Origin of the sequence: Amycolatopsis endophytica, assembly GCF_013410405.1 — a bacterium.
Taxonomy (GTDB): Bacteria; Actinomycetota; Actinomycetes; order Mycobacteriales; family Pseudonocardiaceae; genus Amycolatopsis_E; species Amycolatopsis_E endophytica.
Map to the genome: position 1 here is coordinate 4,837,303 of NZ_JACCFK010000001.1, position 24,707 is coordinate 4,862,009.

Consider the following 24,707-nt stretch of genomic DNA (forward strand, 5'->3'; position numbering starts at 1 on the left):
CTTCCTTTCCCCCGTTCCGCGTGCCCGGTTCAGGCGGGCACGGCGAAGACGATGATGTTGTCGCGGTAGCTGTGCGCGTCCCGGTCGAACGAGCCGCCGCAGGTGATGAGCCGTAGCTCCGGCCCCGCGGTATCGCCGTAGACGGCTTCGGACGGGAAGACGTCCTTGTCGATCTGCTCGGTGCGGCTCACCGCGAACCGGACGACCGAACCGTCCTTCCGGGACACACTGACCTCGTCGCCGGGCACGAGTTCGCGGAGGCGGTGGAAGATTCCCTGCCGTCCGCCGCCGTCGACGTGACCGAGGATCACGGCAGGCCCCACCTCGCCGGGCGCCGGACCGTAGGAGTACCAGCCCGCCTGCCCGGGCGTGCCGACCGGCGGAACCTCGATGGTCTGGTCGGCGTTGAGTCCCAACGGGACGAGCGTCGAGTGCGCGCCGATCCGCGGGATGTCCACGGCACCGGGCTCGGCCGCGGGCTGGAACTGTTGTGCCGTCGAGGATTCGGACGCGGGCGCCGGCCGGTGAGCGGGCGAGCCCGCGCATCCGCCCACCAGCGCGAGGCCGATCAGCACGACCAGCCACCACACCCGTCTGCCCATGACCGCCCCCAGTGAACGACGAAACACTGTCGCTGCGTACTCGTCCGGCGCGAGGCCCCGGTTGCCGCCGAGACCGAACCGTGATCGGCGACACCGCTCGGCAATTGGCTAATATACTTAGGTAATATCCGAAGAAGCGAAGGCGAGGAGGCGGAATGGCACGGGCGGGGCTGACCGCCGAACGGCTCACGCGCGCCGGAGCGGAGATGGCCGACGAGGCCGGGTTCGCGCAGGTGACCGTGAGCGCGCTGGCGAGGCGATTCGATGTCCAGGTCGCCAGCCTGTATTCGCACGTCCGGGGCTCACGGGACCTCCGGACCCGCATCGCGCTGCTGGCGCTGGACGAGCTGGCCGACCGCGCGGCGGACGCCATCGCCGGCCGGTCGGGCAAGGACGCGCTGGTCGCCCTGGCCGACGTCTACCGCGACTACGCCCGCGAGCACCCCGGCCGCTACGAGGCGTCCCGGCTGCGGCTGGACCCGGAGACGGCCGCGGGCAGCGCGGGCGTCCGGCACGCGCGGATGACCCGCGCGATCCTCCGCGGCTACGACCTCGCCGGAGACGACCAGACCCACGCGGTCCGGCTGCTGGGCAGCGTTTTCCACGGGTTCGTCGACCTGGAGGCCGCGGGCGGGTTCGACCACAGCACGCCCGGCTCGCAGGAGTCCTGGTCGCGCATCCTCGACGTACTCGACACCGCACTCCGTACCTGGTCCAGGGGGACACCGTGATCACCACACCCATCACCACCGGACTCGTCCGCGGCGCGCTGGAGCTGGAGACCACCCCGCACGGTCTACTGCCGCACCGGCTGCCGTCCTGGGCACGCGCCCAGGGCTCCGACGCGCAGCTCGCGATGGCCGAATCGCAACCCTCCGGCGTGCGGCTGGTCTTCCGGACCGCGGCCACGGTCGTGGAGCTGGAGACGCTGCCCACCAAACGCGTCTACGTGGACGTACCGCCGCGCCCGGAGGGGGTGTACGACCTGCTCGTCGACGGCCGCCTCACCGCGCAGGCGGGTGCGGCGGGCGGCACCACGATCCGCGTCGACCTGGCCACCGGCGCCACGCGAACCTCGCCCGGCCCGGCCGCCACGGTGCGGTTCGACGGTCTGCCCGCCCGGCCCAAGGACGTCGGGATCTGGTTGCCGCACAACGAAACCACCGAACTCGTCGCGCTGCGCACCGACGCGGCCGTCGAGCAGGCACCCCGCGCCGGCCGGGTGTGGCTGCACCACGGCAGCTCGATCAGTCAGGGCTCGAACGCCACGAGTCCCAGCACCACCTGGCCGTCGCTGGCCGCGGCGCTCGGCGGTGTGGACCTGGTCAACCTGGGATTCAGCGGTGGCGCGCTGCTCGACCCGTTCACCGCCCGCACGATGCGCGACACGCCCGCCGACCTGGTCAGCGTCAAGATCGGCATCAACGTGGTGAACAGCGACGCGCTGCGGCTGCGGACGTTCGGTCCCGCCGTCCACGGGTTCCTCGACACGATCCGCGACGGCCACCCGGACGTCCCGCTGCTGGTCGTCTCGCCGCTGTACTGCCCGATCCACGAGGACACCCCGGGCCCCGGTGCCTTCGACTCCGAGGCGCTGCGGGCCGGGACGGTGCGGTTCCGGGCCACGGGCGATCCGGCGGAGCGCGCCGCCGGGAAACTCACGCTGCGGATCATCCGCGACGAGCTGGCGAAGATCGTGGCACAGCGCGACGATCCGCACCTGCACTACCTGGACGGCCGCGAGCTCTACGGGGAGGCCGACTTCGCCGAACTGCCGCTGCCGGACGCGCTGCACCCGGACGCGGCCGCGCACCGCCGGATCGGGGAGCGGTTCGCCAAGTTCGCCTTCGCGGGCCCGTTCGCCGCCGGTTTCTGACCTACCCCGCCGTTACGATGGCTCGGTGAACGAGGGGCAGTGGTGAGCGTCCGGGTCGAGCGGTTCCAGCGGATGGTCGACGCGCTGGCCGACGTGCAGCGCGGGAAGGGCGGTGAGTACGAAACGTTCGGCGTGCGCGGCAAGCGGTTCGGCTACTACTGGCCGCGCACCCGCACCGTCGGGCTGAAACAGCTGTTGTCCGAGCAGCAGGCGCTGGTGTCCGAGCGGCCCGAGGTGTTCGAGGAGCAGTTCACGGCGGGCGGGTTCGGCTGGGTCGTCGTCCACCTGGAGGGCATCGAGGCCGACGAGCTGTCCGAACTGGTCTACGAGGCGTGGCGGCTGAGCGCACCCGAAGAACTCGTCGCGGCCCAGCCGGCGCCGCCCCGGTGGGCGAGCCGGTGACGGCGCGACCGGGACATGCGGGTGATCCGGGTTCCGCCGCGCCGGTGGTGAGCGTGAAACCCGCTCGCGAGTGGGCGTGCCGCCCGGTAGTTTCGAGTCATGGCCTCACCGGAAGCGCTGGTTTCGGCACTGGCCGATCCCGGACGACTGCGGCTCTTCGCCCGGATCTGCACCGCACCCGACGGGCTTCCGGCGGCGGGTGAACCCGCCAAGCTGGTGCGGCGCCTGGTGGCGGCCGGCCTCGTGACGTTCGACGGCGACCGCTGCCGGGCCGTGCCCGAAGCCTTTCGTGAAGCGCTGGCCAGACCGCCCGCCGACCCGGTGGAGGCACTGTTCCGCGGCGGGCGGCTCGTGACGATTCCCCGCCCTGGCGAGCTACGGCAGGCCCTGTTCGCGAAGCTCGCCGAGCGGTTCGAACCCGGCCGCCTCTACCGCGAACGCGACGTCCGCGAAATACTCACCGCCGTCCACGACGATCACGCCGCGCTCCGCCGCCACCTCGTCGACGACGGCTTCCTCGAACGCAGCAACGACGGCAGCAGCTACGGGCGCCCATCGGAAACGCGGCCCGGCTGATCCCGCCGGACGGCCTACCGAGGAGTCCGTGGTCCTGCGGGGTGGCGGGCCGGGCAGCGACGCGCGCTGCCCGGCCCGCCACCGGTTCAGGACGTGGCGGTGCCGGTGAAGGTCCAGACCGCGGTCGAGCCGGGGCCGACGACCAGCTTCGACTGGCCGATCTGCTCGACGTGCCGCGGTACGGACTTGTTCAGCGTGAACACGACCTGCTTCAACCCGGCCTGCTCGCGGGGGACCGAGTCGTAGCGGATGGTGGTGCCGCCGCCGCTGGCGATGACACTGCCATCGCTCAGGGTGCGCACCTGGACGCCACCGGCCCGCAGCACCGGCACCATGGTGGCCAGGTCATCCGCGGTGACCCCGATGCGGATCGAGGCGATGTCCCGCATCAGGTGGTCCTGGTAGTCGTCGGGCAGGTAGCGCTCCCGGCTGACGTCACCGGCGTAGCTCGCGGGTTCGGTCTCGCTGCGCGGGTCGGCGAAGTACTCCGGCAGGTACTCCATCGCCCAGCCGTCGAACGCCTGGTAGGAGGTGGCGGTGCGGATCGTGTCGAACCAGGGGACCAGTACGCCGTCACCGAAGTCGCGGTTCTGGCGGTAGGGCACCGGCGTGATGCCCTGGTCCTCCAGGCGCTGCGTGACGGTCGCGAGGTCACCCTCGTGCTCGGTCGACAGCGCGGTGCCCGCGGAGCCGAACAACGCGTCCGTACCGGGCAGATCGCCCTCCGCGAACAGCTCGATGTAGGTCTCCCGGCCCTTGAGGTAGCGGCCCTTCCAGGTCAGGCCACCGCCGGTGGTGGTGCGGACCTCGAAGTTCGCGAACTCCCGCAGGTAGGCGGAGTTCTCGATGGCGTCGGCGGTGGGTCTGTCGAGCACGTCGTAGGCGTGGTTGTAGAAGAGCAGCTGCGGTACGCGGCTGTCCTCCTCGGCTTGCGCCGTCACCGCGCCGGACAGAGCCAGCCCGGACACGGCGAGGACGGTGATCAAGCGGCGCATCTTCCTGTGTGCTGTCACGCGACCGAGTGAACCCGGTGCGGTCAAGGGGAAACTAGGACAGGCGGGAGGTGAGGGTGGTGATCTGGTCGAACAGCGTGGTCAGCTCGGCGGTCCGCCGGTCCTGCAGCGCCAGGCTGTCGCCGTCGAAGTCGGCGAACAGGGAGAGCGAGACCTGCGCGCGGACGGCGATCATCTGGAAGTTGGCGACGATCTGGCGCCACTGCTCGACGGCGCGAACCCCGCCGTCGGCGCCGTAGGCGACGAACCCGACCGTTTTGCCCGTCCACTCCGGGCCGAGGCTGTCGACGGCGTTCTTGAAGGCGCCCGGAACGCCGTGGTTGTACTCGGGGGTCACGAAGACGAAGCCGTCGCACCCGTCGACGGCCTGGCTCCACCGGGTGACGTTGGGCGAATCGTACTGGCGGTTCGCGGCCGCCGGGACCACGGGCGAGGTGAACAGCGGCACGTCGAAGTCCCGCAGATCGAGCACCTCGAACCGGGCGTCGTCACGTTCGGACGCCGCCGCCTCCACCCACTTGGCCACCTGTTCGCCCTTGCGTTCGCTGCGCACCGAGCCGATGACGATGCCGATCTTCATGCCGTGACACCTTCCGGTCGTCCGATGTGATCACTACGAACCTACCTCCGGCCCCGCACCGCCGTCCGGGTGAGCCCGGTGTGCGGCGAATGGCGGCCGAGCCTGCCGCCCGCCGTCACGCGCCGCGTGGGCGTGGAATTCTTTGTCACCTCGGCGGGGTCCGCGTCACTTACTGGTGACGCTTGCTGAGGGAGGCTCCGTGAACAGACAGACCGGCACGACAGGCGGGCATGCGAGGAGCGAGCGCGCGCGGCTGCGTGGTGCACCGCCACGTCCGGTGGGGCCGGATCCGGCGTGACGCAAGAGCAAGGCGCCGGGCCGGGGGACGTGGCGGAGCGCGCCGCCACACTGCGGAAGTGCCACTACGTCGAACTGGCCCGGTTCGCGGTCAAGCTCGGCAGCTCGATCCCGGACGCGCGGGTGTTCGCCCGAGGACGCGGTCACCGAACTGGTGCTCCGGGAGTGCCGGGATCCCGGTGCGGAGCCGGTCCGCAACGAGCGAGCCTGGCTGTACCGGGCCGTGCGCAACATGGTGCTGGCAGCCCTGCGCCGGGGATCACGCATCGCCGACCTGGACGCGCACGAGGTGGTGGACCGGGCACAGCAGACGACCTGGTCGTCCCCGGAGCGGCATCTCGAGGCGGTGGAAGCCCTCCGGGCCGTCCGGGAACTCCCGGAGCGCTACCGGGACGCGGTCGTGCTCGCGACGGAAGGGTATTCGGTCAGGGAGATCGCGCAGGCGCTGCGGATCTTCCGAAACCGCGGCGAAACAACGAATGTCGCGGGGCCGCTCCCGGTTGCGGACCCGGCTGGGACGGATCGAGGAGGCGAGGCCCCACGATGACTGATGACCCGTTGTCCCGCCGCCTGACAGCCGCGGACGCCTATCTCGACGCGATCTTCACACCCGATATCGCGGAACCGGCCCGGAACGAGGCGTTCCGGGCGAACGTGGTCGCGCGGACCGGAGGGGCGCGCCGTCCGCGCGCCAGGGTCGATCGGCTGAAGGAATCGGTGAGCGCGGCTGTCCAGGGCGAACCGGCGGCGGTCGAACGGCTGCTCGCCGCGATCCGTCCGTCCGTGGTGCGGTACTGCCGTGCTCGCCTCGGCGGACGGTCGTTCGCTTCCGCGGATGACGTCGCGCAGGAAGTCTGTCTCGCGGTACTGACGGCGCTGCAGTCCTACCGGGAGCACGGGCGCCCGTTCCTCGCCTTCGTGTACGGCATCGCGCGTCACAAGGTGGCCGACGCACATCGCGCGGAACCGGATGCCGAGGTGCCCGAAAGAGCCGGGAGCGGCGAAGGACCCGAACAGCAGACTGGGCTGACCGCGCGGATGACCGGGTTGTTGCGCGAGCTGCCCGACGAGCAGCGGGAGATCGTGGTGCTGCGGATCGTGGTGGGATTTGTCGGCCGAGGAGACCGCCGTCGCCGTCGGCTCGACGCCGGGCAAGGTTCGCGTCACGCAGCACCAAACTCTCGCGCGGCTGCGCACGCTCCTGGCGCGGAAGTCCTCAGCGTGAGCGGCTCCGGTGCAGCAGCCAGACGAAGTAGGGCACCCCGACGCACGCCGTCATCAGTCCGGCCGGCAGTTGTGCCGGGGCGATCACCGTGCGGCCCACCGTGTCGGCCACGGTCACCAGGATCGCGCCCAGCAACGCGGCCACCGGGAGGGCCCTGGCATGACGGCGCCCGACGAGTGCGCGGGCCGCGTGCGGGGCCACCAGGCCGACGAACGCGATGACGCCGACCCCGGCCACCGCGGCCGCGGTCAGCAGCACCGCGCACACCAGCAGCACCAGACGCGACCGCGCCACCGGCACGCCCAGCACCCGCGGTGTCTCGTCGTCCAGTGACAGCAGGTCGAGCTCGCCACGGGCCCGCACCAGCAGCGGCACCACCACGAGCACGGCGAGCGCCATCGGCACCAGGTGCGTGAACGACCGGCCGTAGGTCGATCCGCCGAGCCAGGTCAGCGCCTTCGTCTCGTTCCACGGGTCGGACAGCGTGATCACCAAGGTCACCAGCGCCTGCGTCGCCGCCTGCACCGCGAACCCGATCAGCACCAGCCGTTCGCTGGCGAACCCGCCCCGCGCCGCGAGCGCGAACACGAGCACCGTCGCGGCCGCGGCGCCGATCCCGGCGAAACCGGTCTGCGCCCAGAACGAGATGCCCGGGATGAGCGTGATCGCGGTGACCGCGCCCAGACCCGCGCCGCCCACCACGCCGACGATTCCCGGCTCGGCCAGCGGGTTGCGCGCCACCGCCTGGATCAGCGCGCCCGCCAGCGCGAGCGCGGCGCCCGCCAGCACCCCCGCGACCACGCGGGGCAGCCGGTTGTCCATCACGTTCGTCACGATCGGCCCGGCCTGCCCGCTGACCCAGTTGACCACGTCGCCCAGCAGCAGTTTCGTGTCGCCCAGCAGCACCGAACCGACGACCACGCCCACCGTCGCGACCACCAGGACACCGAGCACCACGCGGAACCGCGTGGGCGTGACACCGCCACGGGTCCCGGCGGCGGGCGGTTCCGCCGCCGACGCGCTGACCCGCACGTTGCGGGCCAGCAGCATCAGGAACACCGCGCCGAGGAGCGTCGTGACCACACCCGTGGGCACCTCCAGCGCGCCCTGCGCCCCGATCACCGCGCGCATCAGGACGTCGGCGCCCAGCAGCAGCACCACACCCAGCGCGGCGGAGACCGGGACCAGCGCGGCGTGCCGGTGCAGACCGGGCACCACCGCCGAGAGCAGGCGGACCAGCGCGGGCGCGGCCAGCCCGACGAACCCGATGGGGCCCGCCAGCGTCACCGCCGCCGCCGACATCAGCACCGCCAGCACGATCGCGCTCGCGCGGACCCGCCCCACGTGGACACCGAGCGTCCGCGCGTGGTCGTCGCCCAGGTACACCAGGTCCAGTCGCCGCGACAACGCGAGCAGCAGCACCAGCGCGCCCCCGACCACCGGCGCGAGCGTTCGTACCCCGCCGAGCCCGTTCTGCCCCAGCGCCCCGGACCCCCAGGCGTAGAGGCCCTGGGTCTCCTGGGCGAACAGCAACAGCAGCACGCGGGTCACCGAGATCATCGCCAGCGCGATCGCCGTGCCCGCCAGCACCAGCCGCACGACACCGGCGCCGCCGGTGCCCGACAGCGCCAGCACGAGCGCCGCCGCGCCCAGCCCGCCCGCGAACGCGACACCCGCCGAACCCAGCAGCGGCAGCGAAATCCCGAACGCCGCGACGGCGACGATCGCCAGGTGCGCCCCGGCGTCCACCGCGAGCGTGTCCGGCGAGGCCATCACGTTGCGCGACACCGACTGCAGCACGGCGCCCCCGACGCCGAGCGCGACGCCGACGAGCAGCGCGGCCAGCAGGCGGGGGAGCCTGGACTCCAGTACGACGGCGGCCGTCCCGTCCCCGCCCTGGCCGGTGACCAGGCGCAGCAGGTCGAGCGCGTCGAGGGCCGAGGTCCCCTGGGTGAGGTGCACCGCCGAGCCCGCCACGATGAGCACGGCGAGCCCGGCGACGAGCAGGGCGAGCCTGCCGCCCCGCCGGGGAGGTGCCGCCCCGGCGGGAGCGGACGGCGGTGCGAGTGTCGCGCTGTCCACTGTGGAACTAGACCTTCAGTGCGGCGATCGCCGCGTCGACGTACTGGGCCATCGACTTCGGGCCGCCGAACATCCACAGCTTGTCCGGGAACCGGTGCACCTTGCCGTTCTCGACGAAGGGCAGGTTCGTCCAGATCGCGTTGTTCGCCAGAGCCCCTGCGTAGGGGTCGGCTTCGGAATCGTTGGCCTCATACCAGAAGCGGACGTCGGGCAGCTGGGTCAGACCCTCCACGTCGGCCTGGGCGAGACCGTAGGCCGGGTCGCCCTCCATCGGCCACGCGTTCTGCAGGCCGAGGCGCTCGAACACCGCCGACACCAGCGAACCCTTGGTGAAGGGGCGGATGGAGACGGTCCCGGAGCTGACGTAGGCGTCGGAGAAGGCGACCTTCTCGCCGGTCGCGCCGAGGGCGTCCACTTCGGACCTGCCCTGGGCCAGCTTCTGGTCGAAATCGGACTTGAGCTGCGCGGCCCTGTCCTCGGTGCCGGTGGCCTTCGCGATCATGTCCAGGTTGGTGAACATCCCGCCGATCGGGTCCTTCGCGTCACCGCCCTGCAGGACGATCACCGGGACGCGCGCCTCGATCTGCTCCAGCGCGCCTTCGGTGAGGCTGTCGGTGACGACGACGAGGTCGAGGTCCAGCGCGCCGAGCGTGTCGATGCTGGGTTCGCCGCGGGTGCCGAGGTCCTTCGGCGTCCCGTCCAGCGGCGCCGCGCTCACCCACGTGCCGTAGCCCTCGATGTCGGACACGCCGACGGGCATGACGCCCAGCGACACCAGGTTCTCGACGCCGTTCCACTCGGTGGCCGCGACCCGCTCGGCCGGTCCGTCGAGGGTGACGGTCTTGCCGCGGGAGTCGACGACCGTGACCGGGTCGCCGCCGCCGGCGCCGGCCTGGCTGCCGGTTTCCTCGGTGGTGCCGCAGCCCGCCGCGAACAACGCGGCGACCACGGACACCCCGATGAGCCCTCGGGTGATGCGCATGATTCTCCTTGAGTGGGGGTGGGGGAGTTCTCAGGCCGGGGTGGCGCGGAGGTCGTTGAAGCGCCCGACCGCGCGCGTGTGGATCCGCCCGTCGGAGGGATCGAGGTGGACGTCGACGCGGATGCCGTAGGCGCGCGTCAGGTTTTCGGCCGTCAGGACCTCGGCGGCGGCCCCGGACGCGGTGACCCGGCCGTTCTCCAGGAGCAGCACGCGGTCGGCGACCGCGGCGGCCTGGTCGAGGTCGTGCAGCACCACGCCGATTCCGACGCCGTGCTCGTCGGCCAGGTCGCGGACGACGTCGAGGATTTCCACCTGGTACCGCAGGTCGAGGAACGTGGTCGGCTCGTCGAGCAGCAGCAGCGCGGTGTCCTGCGCGAGGCAGGCCGCGAGCCACACCCGCTGCGCCTGCCCGCCGGAGAGCGCTTGCACGGGCCGCTCCGCCAGCGCGGTGAGACCGGCGAGCGCGAGGGCGCGGTCGACGGCCGCCGCCCCGTCGGGGTCCTGGCCGCCCCAGCGGGAGCGGTGCGGGTGACGGCCGAACTCGACCAGCTCCCGGACCGACAGGCCGGCGGGCGCGCTGCGCTGCTGGGACAACAGGGTGATGCGCCGCGCGAGCTCCCTGGCCGAGAGGGCTCGCAGGTCCGCGCCGTCGGCGAAGGTGACCGCGCCCGCCGTCGGCGGGTGCAGCCGGGCCAGTGCCCGCAGCAGCGTGGACTTGCCGCTGCCGTTGGGGCCGATCAACGCGGTGACGGTGCCCGCGTCGAGCGAGACCGACGCGGCGTGCACGACGACGTCACGCCCGTAGGCGACGTCGAGTGAGCGTGCGGAGACGCCGGGAGCGGCGTGTGGCGGGAACACCCGCTCACATTAAAGAAAGGCTAACCTAAGTTACAAGCGTGTCGTGCGGCACAGTGCCCGCCGGGGCCGCGAGGCGGCGTGCGGCGCCGAGGATTCGGTTATGAAAGTCGACGAGCTGATCGAGACGGTGAAGAAGTCCGCCGGTGCCGAGACCGGGTACGCCGCGCCGTACGAGAAGGACGGCATCACGGTGATCGCCGCGGCGAGCGTGGCCGGCGGGGCCGCGCCATCAAAGACGGCAAGCTGTTCGGGACCGCGGGTCAGCGGAGCTTGCCCAGCAACGTGCTCGCGGAGAGTTCGCGGCCGACGGCCAGCAGGTAGGACACGGGGGAGTCGCGAATCGTCGCCCGTCGGGAGCGGACCCGCCCGGCGAGGTAGGGCACGACCGACACCGCGACCGCGGCGCCGGCGACGGCCAGCTGGCCGCCCGCCGCGGCGAGACCGCCCAGGACGGTGCCGCCCGCGGCGCCGAGGTCGATCTTCTGGGCGAGCGCGCCTGCCGACGATTCGATCCCGAAGCCGCGCAGCGCCCGCCGGAGCTCGTCGAGCCGCGGCCCGGTCTCCCGTTCGTAGAGCGCTTTCAGGTGTGCCGAGGCGACGGGCAGGCTCTCCACCTCGGCGATGTCCGCCAGCTGTGGCCCGAGGCTCGCGACGTGGTCGTGGAAGGCGGCCAGCTCGGCGCGGTGTCGCTCGCGGAACCGGATCAGCTTCCGCGTGGGCACCCGGTCGAGGTCGTCGGGCACCAGCACGCTCCGCAGCGCCACGTGGAGGTAAGCGCTTTCCGCGCTGTCCAGAGTTGAACGCGGCGCGGGGTCACCGGTCAGCAGTTCGCTGAGCCGGTCGAGGGCGCCGACCGCGGTGTGCATGCGCGGGTCGTCGGTGGCCGGGCGGAGCCGCTCGTGGCGTGCCATCGCGTCGGTGAGCACGGCGAGGTAGACCGAGCCCAGCGGCGGACGCAGGCCCAGCCATGGCCCGGCCGAGCGTCTCGCCAGCCCGGCCCGGACCAGCATCGCGGCCAGCCGGCTCGCCATCTTGGCGCCGGGCGCCTCGGCAAAGACCCAGACCAGTTCGGAATCCCCCGGCTCGGGCTCCGGGGCGCGCTGCGAGGGAGGTGGCTCGTAGCCACGCCAGGCACCGTCGTATCCGAGCCGGTAGCCGTTCAGGATGCGGTCCGGATCGGTGTCGATGACCTGCTCGAATGACGTGGCGACGGTGTCGAGCACCCTGGGACCGGGCGTGGTTTCGACGATGAAGTCGGATTCCCGGCGCAGCTGCCGGACCAGGTCCTGATCCCGGTCGGGCGCGCCCGGCGGGCGGACGCGGACGATCCCGTCCCAGGTCAGCAGGGCGAGTTTCAGCCAGTGGTCGTTCTGGAAGTGCATCCACGGGTAGTAGAGCGCGATCTGCGGCACGGGCCCCCCATCCTGCGACGTCGAGCACAGCGTCCCACGAACCCGGCTCGGCTACTCCCGCGGAACCCCGGCCAGGGCGCGCAGCGCGGGTTTGCGGACCTTGCCCGTCGCGGTCTTCGGCAGCTCGTCCACGAACCGGAACTGCCGCGGCACCTTGAACCCGGCGAGCCGTTCCCGCAACCGTGCCCGCAGCGCCCCGGCGTCCACTTCGGACCCGGCGACGACGAAGGCCAGTCCCACCTCGCCCCACCGCTCGTCCGGAACGCCGATCACCGCGGCCTCCATCACCTCCGGCAGCGCGAGCAGGGCGGACTCCACTTCCGCGGGGTAGACGTTCTCCCCGCCGGAGATGAACATGTCCCGGTAGCGGTCCCGGATGAAGAGGTAGCCCTCGGCGTCCAGCGAACCCGCGTCGCCCGTGCGGTACCAGCCGTCGGCGAGCACCTCGGCCGTGCGGGCGGGGTCGTTCCAGTAGCCCGCCATGACGTTGGGGCCGCGGACGATCACTTCGCCGACCTCGTCGACGTCCGCGTCGTCGCCGTCCGGGCGCACGACCCGCACGCTCGTGAAGAACACCGCTTTCCCGGCGGAACCGGCCTTCCGTTCGGCGTCCGCCGAGTCGAGCACCGTGCACCCCGGTGCGGCTTCGGTCATTCCGTACGCCTGCTGCATCGTCACGCCCCGGTCGAGCCAGGTGCGCAACGTCGGCAGGGGAACCGGCGCACCGGCGGCGCCGATGGTGCGCAGCGCGGACAGATCCCGGCTGTGGAAACCCGGCTCGCGGGCCATCGCGTCGAGCATCGTGGGCACGGCGAAGAACGAGTTGATCCGCTGTTCCTCGATCACCCGCAGCGTTTCCGCGGCGTCGAAGCCACGCACGATCACCGCGCACCCGCCGCGCAGCAGCGTCGGGTTCACCGTGCCGTTGAGGCCGCCGATGTGGAACAGCGGCGCGAGGGCCAGGGTGCGTTCGTGCTGGGTGAAGTCGAAACCGAGGAGCTGGTTGACCGCGTTCCACGTCATGTTGCCGTGGGTGAGCACGGCGCCCTTGGGTTTCCCGGTGGTGCCGGAGGTGTACATGATCAGGCACGGGTCGTCCAGCTCCACCGGAACGTCCCGCGTGTCCGGCTGCGCCGCGGCGAGCAGTTCCTCGTAGGGCAACGATTCCGAGCCACCGGTCACCGGGGGCTCCGCGGCGACCCACCGCACTCCGGGCTGCCGCAGCGCGTCGGCGAGCGGGCCGTGGTCGCGTCCGTGCACGACGACCGAGGCGCCGGAGTCCCCGAGCACGGCGGACACCTCGGGTGCGGTCAGTCGCGCGTTCACCGGAACCCAGATCGCGCCGAGCTGCCCGCACGCGTACAGGGTTTCCAGCGCGGAGGGGTGGTTCCCGCCGGTCCACGCCACCCGGTCGCCGGGACCGGCGCCGAGACCGGCCAGCGCGGAGGCCGCGCGGCGGACGCGAAGCGCGAACTCACCGTGCGAGGTGGTCCGTCCCTCGAACCAGAGCGCGTCCCGCCCCGGGGACATCGCGCGCCGCCGCTCGGGCCACGAACCCAGACCCGCTTTACGCATCGCGCAGCCCGAGGGCGCGGATCGCGTTCTCCTTCATGATCAGCGGGCGGACCTCGTCGCGGATGTCGAGCGTGTCGAAATCGCGCAGCCAGCGTTGCGGGGTGATGAGCGGGAAGTCGGAGCCGAACAGTACCTTGTGCTTGAGCAGCGTGTTCGCGGCGCGAACCAGCTGAGGCGGGAAGTACTTGGGCGACCAGCCGGACAGGTCGACGTAGACGTTGGCCTTGTGGGTGGCGATGGAGATCGACGAGTCGGCCCACGGCACCGACGGGTGCGCCAGGATGATCGTCAGATCGGGGAAGTCGGCGGCCACGTCGTCGACCAGCATCGGGTCCGAGTACCGCAGCTTGATGCCGCGCCCGCCGGGCAGCCCCGCGCCGATCCCGGTCTGTCCGGTGTGGAACAACGCGGGCACGCCCAGGCTCTGGAACTCCTCGTAGAGCGGATAGACGCGGCGGTCGTTGGGTTCGAACGCCTGGATCGAGGGGTGGAACTTGAACCCCCGCACCCCGTGGTCCTCCACCAGCCGCCGCGCCGCCCGCACACCCGACAGTCCCCGGGCGGGGTCGATCGAGCCGAACGGGATGAGCGTGTCCGGGAACTGGGCGGCCGCGTCGGCGATCTCCTCGTTGGAGACCGGACGGTGGCCGGTGGCCATCTCGGTGTCGACGGTGAACACGACGGCGGCCATCTTCAGCGCCCGGTAGTGCTCGGCGATGTCGGCGACCGTCGGCTGCGGCGCCTCTCCCTTGAAATACCGGGCGGCGGCGTCGAGCAGTTCGTCGTCCATCGTGAGATGACCGTGGTCGTCGGCGTGCACGTGGGTGTGGACGTCGATCGCGACGAGCGCGTCCAGGTCGAGGTTCGTCATCGGGCCTCCCTCGCTTCCGGTGGTGACACTAGGCAGATATGATTGAGGTTGTCAACGATTGAGGGAGACCACGAATGCCAGTGCTGACCGACGACCTCGGGTTCCTGCTCTCGCGGGCCAGCGGGCTCGTCGTCCGCGGCACCAACGCCGCGCTGGCGGCGGACGGGCTCCGCGTCCGGCAGTACTCCGTGCTGGTCCTCGCGTGCGACGCACGGGGCGGCGTTTCGCAGCGCGACCTCGCCCGGATCCTCGGTCTGGACCCGAGCCAGATCGTGCAGCTCGTCGACGAACTCACCGCCTCCGGGCTCCTCGAACGCCGGTCCAGCCCCGCCGACCGCCGGACCAAGCTCATCGTGGCCACCGAGAAGGGCCGCATGGCCCGGGAAGAGGCGGCCGGGCACGCCGCCGCCGCGCTGCGCGAATCCCTGCACGCGCTGAGCGCGGCGGAGCGGGAAACGCTGCGGGTGCTGCTGCGGCGGGTGGTGCTCGCGCCGTAACCGCTGGACAAAGTGCCCAGCCGAACCGGACATCGGGCGCCCAGATCGCGCAGGATGAGCAGCCGGGGACGCGACTGTTGCCCACCGCGGATCCCGTTGTGCAGGCTTCCTGCCATGCACACAGCTGATGTCCGCGCGCTGCACCGCCTGATGCTGGTGGCCCGGCGGCTCGACGAGGAGGCCATCGCCCTGCAACGGCAGGGGGCGATCCCCGCGTACGCGCCGTCGAAGGGGCAGGAGGCCGCTCAGGTCGGCAGCGCCGCCGCGCTCGATCCGGCCCGCGACTTCGCGTTCCCGAACTACCGCGATCTCGGCGCGGCGGTCGCGATGGGCGTCGACCTCGTCGCCTACCTCTGCACGCACCTCAATGTGTGGCACGGCGGTCTCTACGACGCGAAGGTCTCCCGGCTGGCCCCGTTCAACGCCGTGGTCGGCGGTCCGGTCACGCACGCGGTCGGGTGGGCGATGGGGGCGAAGCTGGACGACACCGGCGGTGTGGCGATCAGCTGGTTCGGCGACGGCGCCAGCTCGCAGGGCGACATCCACGAGGCGATGAACTTCGCCGGGGTGTACCGGCTGCCGGTGGTGTTCTTCTGCCAGAACAACGGCTGGGCGATTTCCCTGCCGACCGAACGCCAGGTGGCGGGCGGGTCGGTCGCCGCGCGTGCCGCGGGCTACGGCATGGCGGGGGAGCGGGTCGACGGCAACGACGTCGTGGCCGTGTTCGAGGCGACGCGGCGGGCGCTGGACCGGGCGCGCGCCGGTGCGGGGCCGAGCGTGATCGAGGCGATGACCTACCGTCTCGGGCCGCACTCCACTTCGGACGATCCCGGACGGTACCGCGCACTGGAGGACGAGCGCGCGTGGCTGGACAAGGATCCGCTGGCCCGCGCCGCCGCGACCTTGAGCGCCGAGGACGTCGCCGCCGCGGAGGAGCACGCCGCCGAGGTCGTCGCCCGCGTGCGCGAGGGCCTGCTGACACTGCACGAGCGGCCCGGCGAGGAACTGTTCATCCACGTCTACCGCGAACCCACGCACGCGTTGCTGGAGCAGCAGCGCGCCTGGAAGGAGACCGCCGGTGCCTGAGTTCTCCCTCCAGCAGGCCCTCAACCTGGCCCTGTGCCACGCGTGCGAGGACGACGACCGGGTGCTGGTCTTCGGTCAGGACGTCGGTGTGCTCGGCGGCGTGTTCCGGGTGACCGACGGGCTGCAGGCCAAGTTCGGTGAGCGGCGCGTGTTCGACACGCCACTGGCCGAGTCCGGGATCATGGGCATGGCGGTCGGTCTGGCGATGGCGGGCTGGCGGCCGGTGCCGGAGATCCAGTTCGACGGGTTCGCCTACCCGGCGATCGACCAGATCGTCAACCAGGTCGCCCGCATGCACTACCGCAGCCGCGGGGTGCTGCCGATGCCGGTCACGCTGCGGCTGCCCAGCTTCGGGGGCATCAAGGCGCCCGAACACCACGGCGAGAGCCTGGAGGCGCTGTTCGCGCACGTGCCGGGGTTGAAGGTGGTGTCGCCGTCGTCGCCGTCGCAGGGCTACCACCTGCTGCGGCGGGCGATCGCCGATCCGGACCCGGTGATCTTCCTGGAACCCAAGTCCCGGTACTGGCACCGCGAGGAGTTCGATCCGGCGGCGCCCGTTCCGGAGATGCCGGTGGGCACCAGCCGGGTGGTGCGTCCCGGCAAGCACGCGACGCTGGTCGCCTGGGGCGCGATGGTGTCGCGGTGCCTGCGGGCGGCGGAGCTGGCCGCCGAGGACGGTGTCGAGCTGGAGGTGCTGGACCTGCGCTGGCTCAAACCGATCGACGCCGACGGGCTCGCCGCGTCGGTGGCCCGGACCCGGCGCGCGGTGGTCGTCCACGAGGCGCCGCTGACCGCGGGGCTGGGGGCGGAGGTGTCGGCGCTGGTGACCGAACGCTGCTTCGGCGAGTTGCGTGCGCCCGTGCAGCGCGTCACCGGCTACGACGTCCCGTACCCGTCCGGCGCGCTGGAGGACGAGTACCTGCCCGGCATCGACCGCATCCTGACCGCTGTGCAGACCACCTTGGAGTACCGCCGTGGCTGAAGTGACCTTCCCCCTGCCCGATCTCGGCGAGGGCCTGATCGGCGCGAAGGTGCTGGACTGGCTCGTCGCCGAGGGCGACTGGGTCGAGCGCAACACCCCGCTGGTGGAAGTGGAGACCACGAAGGCGGCGGTGGAGATCCCGTCGCCGCAGTCCGGGCGCGTGGCCCGGCTGCACGTCCGGGAGGACGAGGAACTGGCCGTCGGCGACCCGCTGGTCACCTTCACCGTCGACGACGACCAGGCCGGGATCGTCGGCACGGTGCCGCGCGAGGAGCGCGAGCCCGCGCGCCGGGTCCGTCTGTCGCTGCCGGAGGACTGACCGTGTTCGCCACCGCCGCCGACGGCACGAAGCTGTTCCACGACCACCGGCCGGGCCCGCGGCCGGTGCTGCTGATCCACGGGTTCGCCTCGGATTCGGCACGCACCTGGGCCGCCACCGGGTGGGTCCGCGCTCTCGGCGAGCGCGGTCACCTGCTGGTGGACCTGCGCGGACACGGGCACAGCGACCGGGCCGCGTCCGGGTTCGCACCCACCGAGCAGGCTCGGGACGTGCTCGCGGTGCTCGATGCGGCCGGGATGTCGACGGTGGATGTGGTGACCTACTCGATGGGCGGGGTGATCGGGTGGGAGCTGGCCCGCCTCGCGCCCGGCCGGATCCGCCGGATGGTGCTCGGCGGAATCGGCGGCCGCCCCGTCGAGGGCGACGACCTGCGCCGGGTGCGGGACGGCTTGGCCGGTGAGGGGCTGGACGCCTGCATCGAGGCCGTGTCCGGGAGCCGTCTCACGGGCGAGGCGCCGTGCCCGGTCCTGCTGGCCGCCGGTGAGGCCGACGAGATCGCCGCGGACGCCCCGGAGTTCGCGGCCGCGCTGGGCGTGCCGTTCGTGCCGGTCCCGCGGCGCAACCACCTGACGGCGGTGTCCAGCCGGATCTTCAAGCAGGCCGCGCTCGACTTCCTGGACGCGGCGCGCGCCGCGAAGTAGCGGTCCCGGCACGCCGGGTCAAGGGCCGTCACCCGGTCGGTTGGGGCACTCGCTATGATCGCGATCCCCACCGCCGAGAACTTCACAAGGACAACTACATGGAAACCGAGAGCGACCAGCAGGCTGCTTCAGCGGGTGTCCTCAGCAGCGCGGCCCACGCCGCCCGCCTGGTCATGTTGAAAACCATGGAAGAGAAGGTCCGTTACGCCTGCGAGGCCCTGGTGCAGCCGTCCACGTCGGACGTCCTGGCCTTCCTGTTGACCTACGGCGTGGTGACCAACCCCAAGCGCGAGCGGTCGTCCGTGGGCAAGATCGTCGACAAGTGGCGCGAGGAGCGCGGGATGGGCGACACCGGTGACCTGCCGCGGCTGTCCGTCGAGATGCTGAGCGAACTCGACGCCCGCCGCGACGCCGACAAGGACACCGCCGGGGACTCCGCCACCGTCACGCTCCCCGAGGTCGCGCCCGAGGCCGAGGCCAAGCCCGAGGTCAAGCCCGCGGCCACCGTCGAGGTCAAACCGGAGCCCGCGGCCGAGCCGGAGAAGGCCGCCGCCGAGCCGCCCGTGAAGGACGAGGACGCCGGGGCCACCGGCAAGCAGTCCTCGCCCGCGGGCTCGCGCGGCTTCTACCTCGTCGCGTTCATGTCGCTGCTGGTGTCGGTGGACACCTCGTGGCGGTTCTTCGGCGACAAGCTCGGCATCTCGAACATCTACGAGCGGGCCGCGATGTTCGCCGTGGTCGAGGTCGCCCTGATCGCGTGCGGTTTCGCGATGCGCGCCGAGATCCGCAGCCCGAGCGGCAAGCCCGGTCCGGCCCGGCTGATCCTGTGGGCGCTGTGCGCCGCGTCCGGCTACATGGCTTTCGACCTGGCCGGCCCGGTGTCCGGTCTCGCGCGGGTCACGCTGGGCCCGGTGCTCGGCGTCGTCATGCTGCACCTGGCGCTGGGTATCGAACTGCGTCACTCGCGCCAGCGCATCACCACGTGGGCCCGCGTCAGCCGCGAGCTGAAAGAGCGCTTTCTGTCCCGGCTCGGCCTGGGCGACGACGAGCGCGACGCGCTGGCCCGCACCCGCGACCGCGCCGCGCGCCGCGCCGCGCATCTGGCCCGCGCGTCCTGGTTCACGCCGTTCCGCAAGACCCGCCTCGACCGTGCGCTGCGTTCGGCCAACGCGGCGCACGACGACCGGATGCGGGCGCGGCTGATGGCGGAGCTGGCCGCGGTCCAGCACGCCGACGAACTGCGCCGCCTCGACCTCGCCTCCCCCTGGTCGGACTCCCTCACCAACAGCCTCAAGTTCCTCAAGCGCTGACTCTTCCCCACTGCGGCATTGGTGGCGTTCAACGCTACGAATGCCACAGTGGTGGCGTCTGACGCCACGCGGCAGGATGGCGTGGTGGCCGGGGTCACAGGCGAACCGATGGCCCCGGTGCTATGAAGGCGTCGCCGGAACGTGGACGAGGAGATGCGATGCTGGTCGGAGTGCTGAAGGAGGCCGTACCGGGGGAGACCCGGGTGGCCGCGACACCCACGACGGTCGCCCAGTTGCTGAAACTGGGGTACGAGGTCGTGGTGGACCCGGGCGCCGGCGTGGCGGCGAGTTTCTCCGACGAGGCGTACACCGAGGCCGGGGCGTCCACCGGTGAGGCGGTGCGGGCCGACATCGTCCTGGGCGTCAACGCGCCGAGCGCCGACCAGCTCGACGCCATGAAGCCGGGCGCGACGCTGATCAGCCTGCTGTCCCCGGCCCTGAACTCCGATCTGGTCGACGATCTGGCACAGCGTCCGATCACGGCGATGGCGATGGACGCGGTGCCGCGGATCTCGCGGGCGCAGTCGCTGGACGTGCTCTCCTCGATGGCCAACATCGCGGGCTACCGCGCGGTGGTGGAGGCCGCGCACACCTTCGGCCGGTTCTTCACCGGGCAGGTGACCGCCGCGGGCAAGGTGCCGCCGGCCAAGGTACTGGTGGTGGGTGCCGGGGTGGCCGGGCTCGCGGCGATCGGCGCGGCGGGGTCGCTCGGAGCGGTGGTCCGGGCGACCGACCCGCGGCCCGAGGTCGCCGACCAGGTCGCCTCACTGGGCGGGGAGTACCTGTCCATCGAGCAGGCCGACGCCGAAGTCTCCGCGACCGGCTACGCCAAGGAGATGGACGACGACTACAAGGCCCGCGAAAAGCAGCTCTACACCGACCAGTGCCGCGACGTCGACATCATCGTCACCACGGCGCTGATCCCGGGCAAGCCCGCACCGAAGATCATCAGTGCCGAAATGGTCGCCTCGATGCGGGCGGGCAGCGTCATCGTCGACATGGCCGCGGCCAACGGCGGCAACGTCGAAGGCACCGTGGCGGGCAAGGCGGTCACGACCGGCAACGGCGTGACCATCCTCGGCTACACCGACCTGGCCGGGCGGCTGCCGACCCAGTCCTCCCAGCTGTACGGCACGAACCTGGTCAACCTGATGAAGCTGGTGACCCCGGCCAAGGACGGCACCCCGGTGTTCGACCTCGACGACGTGGTCATCCGCTCGATGACCGTGGTGCGTGAGGGCGAGCTGCTGTGGCCGCCTCCCCCGGCGCAGGTGTCGGCGGCTCCGGCGAAAGCCGCTCCGGCCAAGGCGGTGAAGGAGCCGGAGCCGGAGAAGAAGATGTCGCCGCTCGCCCGGCTCGGCCTGACCGCGGTGGTCGGCGCGCTGCTGTTCCTGCTGGTCGCCGTGTCACCGCCGGCGTTGCAGGGACACCTGACGGTGTTCGCGCTGGCCGTGGTCATCGGCTACTACGTCATCGGCAACGTGCACCACGCGCTGCACACGCCGCTGATGTCGGTGACGAACGCGATCTCCGGGATCATCGTGGTGGGCGCGCTGTTGCAGGTGGGTCACGGCAACGCGGTGGTCACCTGGGTGTCCTTCGCCGCGATCCTGCTGGCCTCCATCAACGTCTTCGGTGGGTTCGCCGTCACGCGGCGGATGCTGTCGATGTTCTCCCGCAGCTGAGCCCCGGTCAGGAGACACGGTCATGAACCTCGACTCGATCGCGCAGGCCGCCTACCTGGTGGCCGCCCTCTTGTTCATCCTGGCGCTGGCGGGCCTGTCCAAGCACGAGACGGCCAAGACCGGCAACGGGTTCGGCATCGCCGGCATGGTGATCGCGCTGGCCGCGACCATCGCGCTGGCCGTGCACCGCGACATCTCCGCGCTCGGCATCGTGCTGCTGGTGGTGGCGATGGTGCTGGGCGCGGCCGTCGGCCTGCAGCGCGCCCGCGTGGTGCAGATGACCGGCATGCCCGAGCTGATCGCGCTGCTGCACTCCTTCGTCGGTCTCGCCGCGGTACTGGTGGGCTGGAACGGTTACCAGGAGGTCGAAGCCCATCCGGACGGGGCCGAAGCCCAGGCGCTGGCGGCGCTCGGGCTGAGCGGCATCCACTCCGCCGAGGTGTTCATCGGCGTGTTCATCGGCGCGGTCACCTTCACCGGGTCGATCGTGGCGTTCCTCAAGCTGTCCGCGCGGATCGACTCCAAGCCGCTCATGTTGCCGGGCAAGAACTTCCTCAACCTGGGCGCGCTGGCGGCGTTCGTGGTGCTGACGGTGTGGTTCGTGATCGACCCGCAGCTGTGGCTGCTGATCGCGGTGACCGTGGTGGCGCTCGCGCTGGGCTGGCACCTCGTGGCGTCCATCGGCGGTGGCGACATGCCGGTCGTGGTGTCGATGCTCAACAGCTACTCCGGCTGGGCCGCGGCCGCGTCGGGATTCCTGCTGGAGAACAATCTCCTGATCGTCACCGGCGCGCTGGTGGGCTCCTCCGGTGCCTATCTGTCCTACATCATGTGCAAGGCGATGAACCGGTCGTTCATCTCCGTCATCGCGGGTGGTTTCGGAATCGAAGCAGGTCCGTCCGAGGACACCGACTACGGCGAGCACCGGGAGATCACCGCGGACGGCGTGGCCGAACTCCTCGCCGACGCGAGCAGCGTGATCATCACGCCCGGCTACGGGATGGCGGTCGCGCAGGCGCAGCACGGCGTCGCGGAGCTGACCCGGAAACTGCGTGAGCGCGGCGTCGAAGTCCGGTTCGGCATCCACCCGGTCGCCGGTCGGCTGCCCGGGCACATGAACGTGCTGCTGGCCGAGGCGAAGGTGCCCTACGACATCGTGCTGGAGATGGACGAGATCAACGACGACTTCGCCGACACCGACGTCGTCCTCGTCATCGGCGCCAACGACACGGTCAACCCGGCCGCCGCCGAGGACCCCGGCTCGCCGATCGCCGGCATGCCGGTGCTGACCGTGTGGGAGGCGAAGAACGTCATCGTGTTCAAGCGGTCGATGTCCTCGGGCTACGCGGGCGTGCAGAACCCGCTCTTCTTCCGCGACAACACGGCGATGCTGTTCGGCGACGCGAAGGAACGGGTGGAGGACCTGGTGCACGCGCTGCCCGCCGGTGTTCCCGCCCGCGCGGGAGCCCGCTGACGGCTCAGACGGCGCGCAGGTCTGCTTCGACGGCTTCGAGTTCGGCTGTCGTGCCCTGCACCTTCGGGCCGGTGAACCACCTGCGCGCCGAGGCGAACCACCACACCGCGGCGCCGCCGAGGACGACGAGGAACGCGATCGGCGTGTAGTTGAACGTGTCCACCGTGACCGGAGCGGCCTGGGGCAGCATGAACAACACGAAGATCACCACCACCCACGCCGTCGCGACGATGCCCACCGGGCGGCCCCACCGCCCGAGATGCCAGGGGCCCCGCTCGAACGCCTCGCCCCTGCGGACGCGCAGGAACACCGGGATGACGTAGGCGACGTAGAGCCCGACGGTCGCGATCGAGGTGACCGCGGCGTAGGCGGTCGCGCTCCACAGGTAGGGCAGCGCGAGAATCAGCGCGCCCGCCGCGGCCAGCCACACCGAGTTCGTCGGCGTGCGGGTGCGCTTGTTGATCCGGTGCCACAACCGGGCACCGGGCACGGCGCCGTCGCGGGCGAAGGCGTAGATCATCCGCGAGTTCGCCGTCACCGACGCCATCCCGCAGAACAACTGCGCGCCGATCGCGATCAGCAACAGGAACTTGCCGGTGGTCGCGCCCGCCGCATCGATGAAGATCTGCGCGGGCGGCACGCCGGTCGCCGAGTTCACGGCGCCGTCGTAGTCCTGGATCGCGAAGGTCAGCCCGAGCAGCAGGATCCAGCCCGCGACGAGCGAAACCAGGATCGAGCCGACGATGCCGCGCGGGCCCGCCTTCGCCGCGTTCTTCGTCTCCTCCGTCATGTGCGCCGAAGCGTCGTAACCGGTGAGCGTGTACTGCGCGACCAGCAGCCCGAGCGCGAACACGTACGGCGCGAAACCCCAGCCGGTGTTGTTCACGAAGTGGCCGAAGACGAACGACGCCGGCTGGTGCCTGCCGGGCACGAACACGAGCACACCGACGATCACCAGCACGCCGATGAGGTGCCACCACACGCTGACGTTGTTCAGGATGGCCACCAGCCGCACTCCGAAGGTGTTCAGCAGCCCGTGCACGGCCAGGATGATCGCGAGCAGCAGGATCGTGTGACCCGGCGTCGCGCTGAACCCGAACTGCAGGTCCAGGAACGCGTTGAGGAACAGCGCGGCGCCGAAGTCGATGCCCGCCGTCACCGCGACCTGTCCGATGAGGTTGAACCAGCCGGTGAACCACGACCACGCCGCGGCCGTGCGCGGCGGGGCGAGTTTCGCGGCCCAGTAGTAGAGCCCGCCCGCGGTCGGGTAGCTGGAGCACACCTCCGCCATACCGAGCCCGACGAGGATCACGAACACCCCGACCAGTGGCCACCCCCAGATCATCGCCGCGGGCCCGCCGGTGTCGAGTCCGAACCCGTAGAGCGTGAGGCAGCCGGAGAGGATGGAGATGATGGTGAAGGAGACGGCGAAGTTGGAAAACGCCGACATCGTCCGCCGGAGTTCCTGGGCGTAGCCGAGCTGGTGCAGGCGCGTGCTGTCCTCGTCCACGGGTCACCTCGGTGATCGGCTCGAGCGGTGAAAGCGCGTTCACCGAAGGTAGTTGCGGCCGGTGGAAGCCGCAAGACGCGATCCCGGCCGCCAGGGAAACAGAGCCCGCGGTTGCGGGCTCAGCCGGTCCTGGCGAGCAGGTCGCGCACCGCGTCGGCGGTCGCGGGCGCGTCCTCCCAGACCGGGGTGTGTCCGGTGTGGAGGGTGCGCAGATCGCAGTCCGGCAGGCCCGCCGCGATCGTCTCGGCGTCGGCGACCGTGCGGGCGCGGTCGTGCACGCCGTGCAGAAGCGTGACAGGGCACGTGATTCCCGGCAGGAGCGGGGTCAGGTCCTCGTCCCGCTGGCTGCGCAGCACTTCCAGTGCCGCGGCCCGCGGTACTCCCGCGGCGTAGGCGAGCAGCACGTCCCGGACCTCCGCCGGGACCGGTTCGGCGAACGAGCGGTCCAGCACCGCGGCGTGCAGCCGCGGGCCCCATCCGTTCGCGATGGTGCCCAGGATGCGGTCGACGTCGCCGTGTCCGCGCATGTGCGCGCCGGTGTTGGCCAGCAGCAGTCCCGAAACCAGATCCGGCCGGGCGGCGGCCAGCGCGAGCGCGATCGCGCCACCGGTCGAGTGCCCGGCGACGAGCACCGGCCCGCCGTGCCGCTGCTCGATCCGGGCGGCCACGAAGTCCGCGACGTCGCCGATCCGCCACGGCCCCGGCCCGCCCATCCAGTCGACGGCGTCCACGTCGACCGTGCCCGCCACACCGGCGGCGAGCCGGTCGAAGACACGCGGGCTGCACAGGGTTCCGGGGAGGGCGACGAGGATCGGCACGACCCCCATCCTG

Annotated in this window: 24 protein-coding genes and 1 pseudogene; 14 read left to right on the forward strand and 11 right to left on the reverse strand. The window is 71.6% G+C overall.

Annotation, left to right across the window (positions count from 1 at the left end):
- Positions 1–29: 29 nt before the first annotated feature.
- On the reverse strand, positions 30–602 hold the full coding sequence (locus HNR02_RS23830; RefSeq protein ID WP_179775340.1) for a class F sortase: 573 nt from the start codon (positions 600–602) through the stop codon (positions 30–32).
- Positions 603–757: 155 nt separating this feature from the next.
- Here HNR02_RS23830 and HNR02_RS23835 point away from each other — a divergent pair, with 155 nt between their 5' ends.
- The 4 genes from HNR02_RS23835 to HNR02_RS23850 all read left to right on the forward strand — a co-directional run bounded on the left by HNR02_RS23835 (position 758) and on the right by HNR02_RS23850 (position 3,456).
- Entirely contained in the window at positions 758–1,333 is a 576-nt protein-coding gene (locus tag HNR02_RS23835) for a TetR/AcrR family transcriptional regulator (protein WP_179775341.1), read from the forward strand.
- Positions 1,330–2,478: a GDSL-type esterase/lipase family protein gene (locus tag HNR02_RS23840; RefSeq protein ID WP_179775342.1), complete on the forward strand. Its 1,149-nt coding sequence runs from the start codon at positions 1,330–1,332 to the stop codon at positions 2,476–2,478. Before HNR02_RS23835 ends, HNR02_RS23840 begins: the two co-directional genes overlap by 4 nt.
- A gap of 72 nt (positions 2,479–2,550) precedes the next feature.
- On the forward strand, positions 2,551–2,880 hold the full coding sequence (locus HNR02_RS23845) for an MmcQ/YjbR family DNA-binding protein (protein WP_179776093.1): 330 nt from the start codon (positions 2,551–2,553) through the stop codon (positions 2,878–2,880).
- A gap of 99 nt (positions 2,881–2,979) precedes the next feature.
- Positions 2,980–3,456 (forward strand): DUF2087 domain-containing protein, encoded by a 477-nt coding sequence (locus HNR02_RS23850; RefSeq protein ID WP_179775343.1) that lies wholly within the window; start codon positions 2,980–2,982, stop codon positions 3,454–3,456.
- A gap of 86 nt (positions 3,457–3,542) precedes the next feature.
- Here the strand turns inward: HNR02_RS23850 and HNR02_RS23855 are convergent, their stop codons facing one another.
- Together HNR02_RS23855 and HNR02_RS23860 are read right to left on the reverse strand one after the other, a co-directional pair.
- Entirely contained in the window at positions 3,543–4,469 is a 927-nt protein-coding gene (locus HNR02_RS23855; RefSeq protein ID WP_312861113.1) for a DUF5829 family protein, read from the reverse strand.
- A gap of 34 nt (positions 4,470–4,503) precedes the next feature.
- Positions 4,504–5,049, reverse strand: a complete 546-nt coding sequence (locus HNR02_RS23860) for an NADPH-dependent FMN reductase (RefSeq protein WP_179775344.1) — start codon at positions 5,047–5,049, stop codon at positions 4,504–4,506.
- Positions 5,050–5,578: 529 nt separating this feature from the next.
- Here HNR02_RS23860 and HNR02_RS36195 point away from each other — a divergent pair.
- Complete coding sequence (locus HNR02_RS36195) at positions 5,579–5,893, forward strand: sigma factor-like helix-turn-helix DNA-binding protein (protein WP_281377272.1); 315 nt, start codon at positions 5,579–5,581, stop codon at positions 5,891–5,893.
- A gap of 107 nt (positions 5,894–6,000) precedes the next feature.
- Positions 6,001–6,571: pseudogene (gene shbA / locus HNR02_RS23870) on the forward strand (RNA polymerase sigma factor ShbA).
- Here the strand turns inward: shbA and HNR02_RS23875 are convergent.
- From HNR02_RS23875 to HNR02_RS23900, 6 genes are all read right to left on the reverse strand, one after another.
- Positions 6,563–8,653: an iron ABC transporter permease gene (locus HNR02_RS23875; protein WP_179775345.1), complete on the reverse strand. Its 2,091-nt coding sequence runs from the start codon at positions 8,651–8,653 to the stop codon at positions 6,563–6,565. The pseudogene shbA and the gene HNR02_RS23875 sit on opposite strands and share 9 nt — an antisense overlap.
- Positions 8,654–8,660: 7 nt before the next feature.
- The gene (locus HNR02_RS23880; RefSeq protein WP_179775346.1) at positions 8,661–9,635 is read right to left on the reverse strand and encodes an ABC transporter substrate-binding protein; all 975 of its coding nucleotides are present in this window, start codon (positions 9,633–9,635) and stop codon (positions 8,661–8,663) included.
- 30 nt (positions 9,636–9,665) lie between these two features.
- The gene (locus HNR02_RS23885; protein WP_179775347.1) at positions 9,666–10,493 is read right to left on the reverse strand and encodes an ABC transporter ATP-binding protein; all 828 of its coding nucleotides are present in this window, start codon (positions 10,491–10,493) and stop codon (positions 9,666–9,668) included.
- Positions 10,494–10,753: 260 nt separating this feature from the next.
- Positions 10,754–11,905, reverse strand: coding sequence for a DUF6236 family protein (locus HNR02_RS23890; protein WP_179775348.1), 1,152 nt, complete (start codon positions 11,903–11,905; stop codon positions 10,754–10,756).
- Positions 11,906–11,956: 51 nt separating this feature from the next.
- Positions 11,957–13,480: an acyl-CoA synthetase gene (locus HNR02_RS23895; protein ID WP_179775349.1), complete on the reverse strand. Its 1,524-nt coding sequence runs from the start codon at positions 13,478–13,480 to the stop codon at positions 11,957–11,959.
- Entirely contained in the window at positions 13,473–14,351 is an 879-nt protein-coding gene (locus tag HNR02_RS23900) for an amidohydrolase family protein (RefSeq protein ID WP_179775350.1), read from the reverse strand. The genes HNR02_RS23895 and HNR02_RS23900 overlap by 8 nt, the downstream gene beginning before the upstream one ends.
- A gap of 74 nt (positions 14,352–14,425) precedes the next feature.
- Between HNR02_RS23900 and HNR02_RS23905 the strand changes: the two genes are divergently transcribed.
- From HNR02_RS23905 to pntB, 8 genes are all read left to right on the forward strand, one after another.
- Positions 14,426–14,848 (forward strand): MarR family winged helix-turn-helix transcriptional regulator, encoded by a 423-nt coding sequence (locus HNR02_RS23905; protein ID WP_179775351.1) that lies wholly within the window; start codon positions 14,426–14,428, stop codon positions 14,846–14,848.
- A 114-nt stretch (positions 14,849–14,962) separates the two neighbouring features.
- Positions 14,963–15,934, forward strand: coding sequence for a thiamine pyrophosphate-dependent enzyme (locus HNR02_RS23910; protein ID WP_246338625.1), 972 nt, complete (start codon positions 14,963–14,965; stop codon positions 15,932–15,934).
- Entirely contained in the window at positions 15,927–16,916 is a 990-nt protein-coding gene (locus HNR02_RS23915; protein WP_179775352.1) for an alpha-ketoacid dehydrogenase subunit beta, read from the forward strand. The genes HNR02_RS23910 and HNR02_RS23915 overlap by 8 nt, the downstream gene beginning before the upstream one ends.
- Positions 16,909–17,235: a biotin/lipoyl-containing protein gene (locus tag HNR02_RS23920; RefSeq protein WP_179775353.1), complete on the forward strand. Its 327-nt coding sequence runs from the start codon at positions 16,909–16,911 to the stop codon at positions 17,233–17,235. Before HNR02_RS23915 ends, HNR02_RS23920 begins: the two co-directional genes overlap by 8 nt.
- Positions 17,236–17,237: 2 nt before the next feature.
- Positions 17,238–17,897 (forward strand): alpha/beta fold hydrolase, encoded by a 660-nt coding sequence (locus HNR02_RS23925; RefSeq protein WP_179775354.1) that lies wholly within the window; start codon positions 17,238–17,240, stop codon positions 17,895–17,897.
- Between the two features lie 98 nt (positions 17,898–17,995).
- The gene (locus tag HNR02_RS23930; RefSeq protein WP_179775355.1) at positions 17,996–19,207 is read left to right on the forward strand and encodes a hypothetical protein; all 1,212 of its coding nucleotides are present in this window, start codon (positions 17,996–17,998) and stop codon (positions 19,205–19,207) included.
- Between the two features lie 158 nt (positions 19,208–19,365).
- Positions 19,366–20,892, forward strand: a complete 1,527-nt coding sequence (locus tag HNR02_RS23935; protein ID WP_179775356.1) for a Re/Si-specific NAD(P)(+) transhydrogenase subunit alpha — start codon at positions 19,366–19,368, stop codon at positions 20,890–20,892.
- 22 nt (positions 20,893–20,914) lie between these two features.
- Positions 20,915–22,366 carry a Re/Si-specific NAD(P)(+) transhydrogenase subunit beta gene (gene pntB / locus HNR02_RS23940; RefSeq protein WP_179775357.1) on the forward strand — a complete coding sequence of 484 codons (1,452 nt, stop codon included), beginning with the start codon at positions 20,915–20,917 and terminating at the stop codon, positions 22,364–22,366.
- Between the two features lie 4 nt (positions 22,367–22,370).
- Here pntB and HNR02_RS23945 read toward each other — a convergent pair whose 3' ends face one another.
- Positions 22,371–23,876 (reverse strand): amino acid permease, encoded by a 1,506-nt coding sequence (locus HNR02_RS23945; RefSeq protein WP_179775358.1) that lies wholly within the window; start codon positions 23,874–23,876, stop codon positions 22,371–22,373.
- A 119-nt stretch (positions 23,877–23,995) separates the two neighbouring features.
- Entirely contained in the window at positions 23,996–24,703 is a 708-nt protein-coding gene (locus HNR02_RS23950; protein ID WP_179775359.1) for an alpha/beta fold hydrolase, read from the reverse strand.
- Between the last annotated feature and the right edge of the window lie 4 nt (positions 24,704–24,707).

Bases quoted from the DNA above. Each gene is read 5' to 3' on its own strand.
- HNR02_RS23845 (WP_179776093.1), top strand. From the start codon at position 2,551: ATGGTCGACGCGCTGGCCGACGTGCAGCGCGGGAAGGGCGGTGAGTAC.
- HNR02_RS23830 (WP_179775340.1), bottom strand. From the start codon at position 602: ATGGGCAGACGGGTGTGGTGGCTGGTCGTGCTGATCGGCCTCGCGCTG.
- HNR02_RS23930 (WP_179775355.1), top strand. From the start codon at position 17,996: ATGGAAACCGAGAGCGACCAGCAGGCTGCTTCAGCGGGTGTCCTCAGC.
- HNR02_RS23835 (WP_179775341.1), top strand. From the start codon at position 758: ATGGCACGGGCGGGGCTGACCGCCGAACGGCTCACGCGCGCCGGAGCG.
- pntB (WP_179775357.1), top strand. From the start codon at position 20,915: ATGAACCTCGACTCGATCGCGCAGGCCGCCTACCTGGTGGCCGCCCTC.
- HNR02_RS23850 (WP_179775343.1), top strand. From the start codon at position 2,980: ATGGCCTCACCGGAAGCGCTGGTTTCGGCACTGGCCGATCCCGGACGA.
- HNR02_RS23905 (WP_179775351.1), top strand. From the start codon at position 14,426: ATGCCAGTGCTGACCGACGACCTCGGGTTCCTGCTCTCGCGGGCCAGC.
- HNR02_RS23935 (WP_179775356.1), top strand. From the start codon at position 19,366: ATGCTGGTCGGAGTGCTGAAGGAGGCCGTACCGGGGGAGACCCGGGTG.
- HNR02_RS23880 (WP_179775346.1), bottom strand. From the start codon at position 9,635: ATGCGCATCACCCGAGGGCTCATCGGGGTGTCCGTGGTCGCCGCGTTG.
- HNR02_RS23900 (WP_179775350.1), bottom strand. From the start codon at position 14,351: ATGACGAACCTCGACCTGGACGCGCTCGTCGCGATCGACGTCCACACC.
- HNR02_RS23910 (WP_246338625.1), top strand. From the start codon at position 14,963: ATGCACACAGCTGATGTCCGCGCGCTGCACCGCCTGATGCTGGTGGCC.
- HNR02_RS36195 (WP_281377272.1), top strand. From the start codon at position 5,579: ATGGTGCTGGCAGCCCTGCGCCGGGGATCACGCATCGCCGACCTGGAC.
- HNR02_RS23895 (WP_179775349.1), bottom strand. From the start codon at position 13,480: ATGCGTAAAGCGGGTCTGGGTTCGTGGCCCGAGCGGCGGCGCGCGATG.
- HNR02_RS23950 (WP_179775359.1), bottom strand. From the start codon at position 24,703: ATGGGGGTCGTGCCGATCCTCGTCGCCCTCCCCGGAACCCTGTGCAGC.
- HNR02_RS23860 (WP_179775344.1), bottom strand. From the start codon at position 5,049: ATGAAGATCGGCATCGTCATCGGCTCGGTGCGCAGCGAACGCAAGGGC.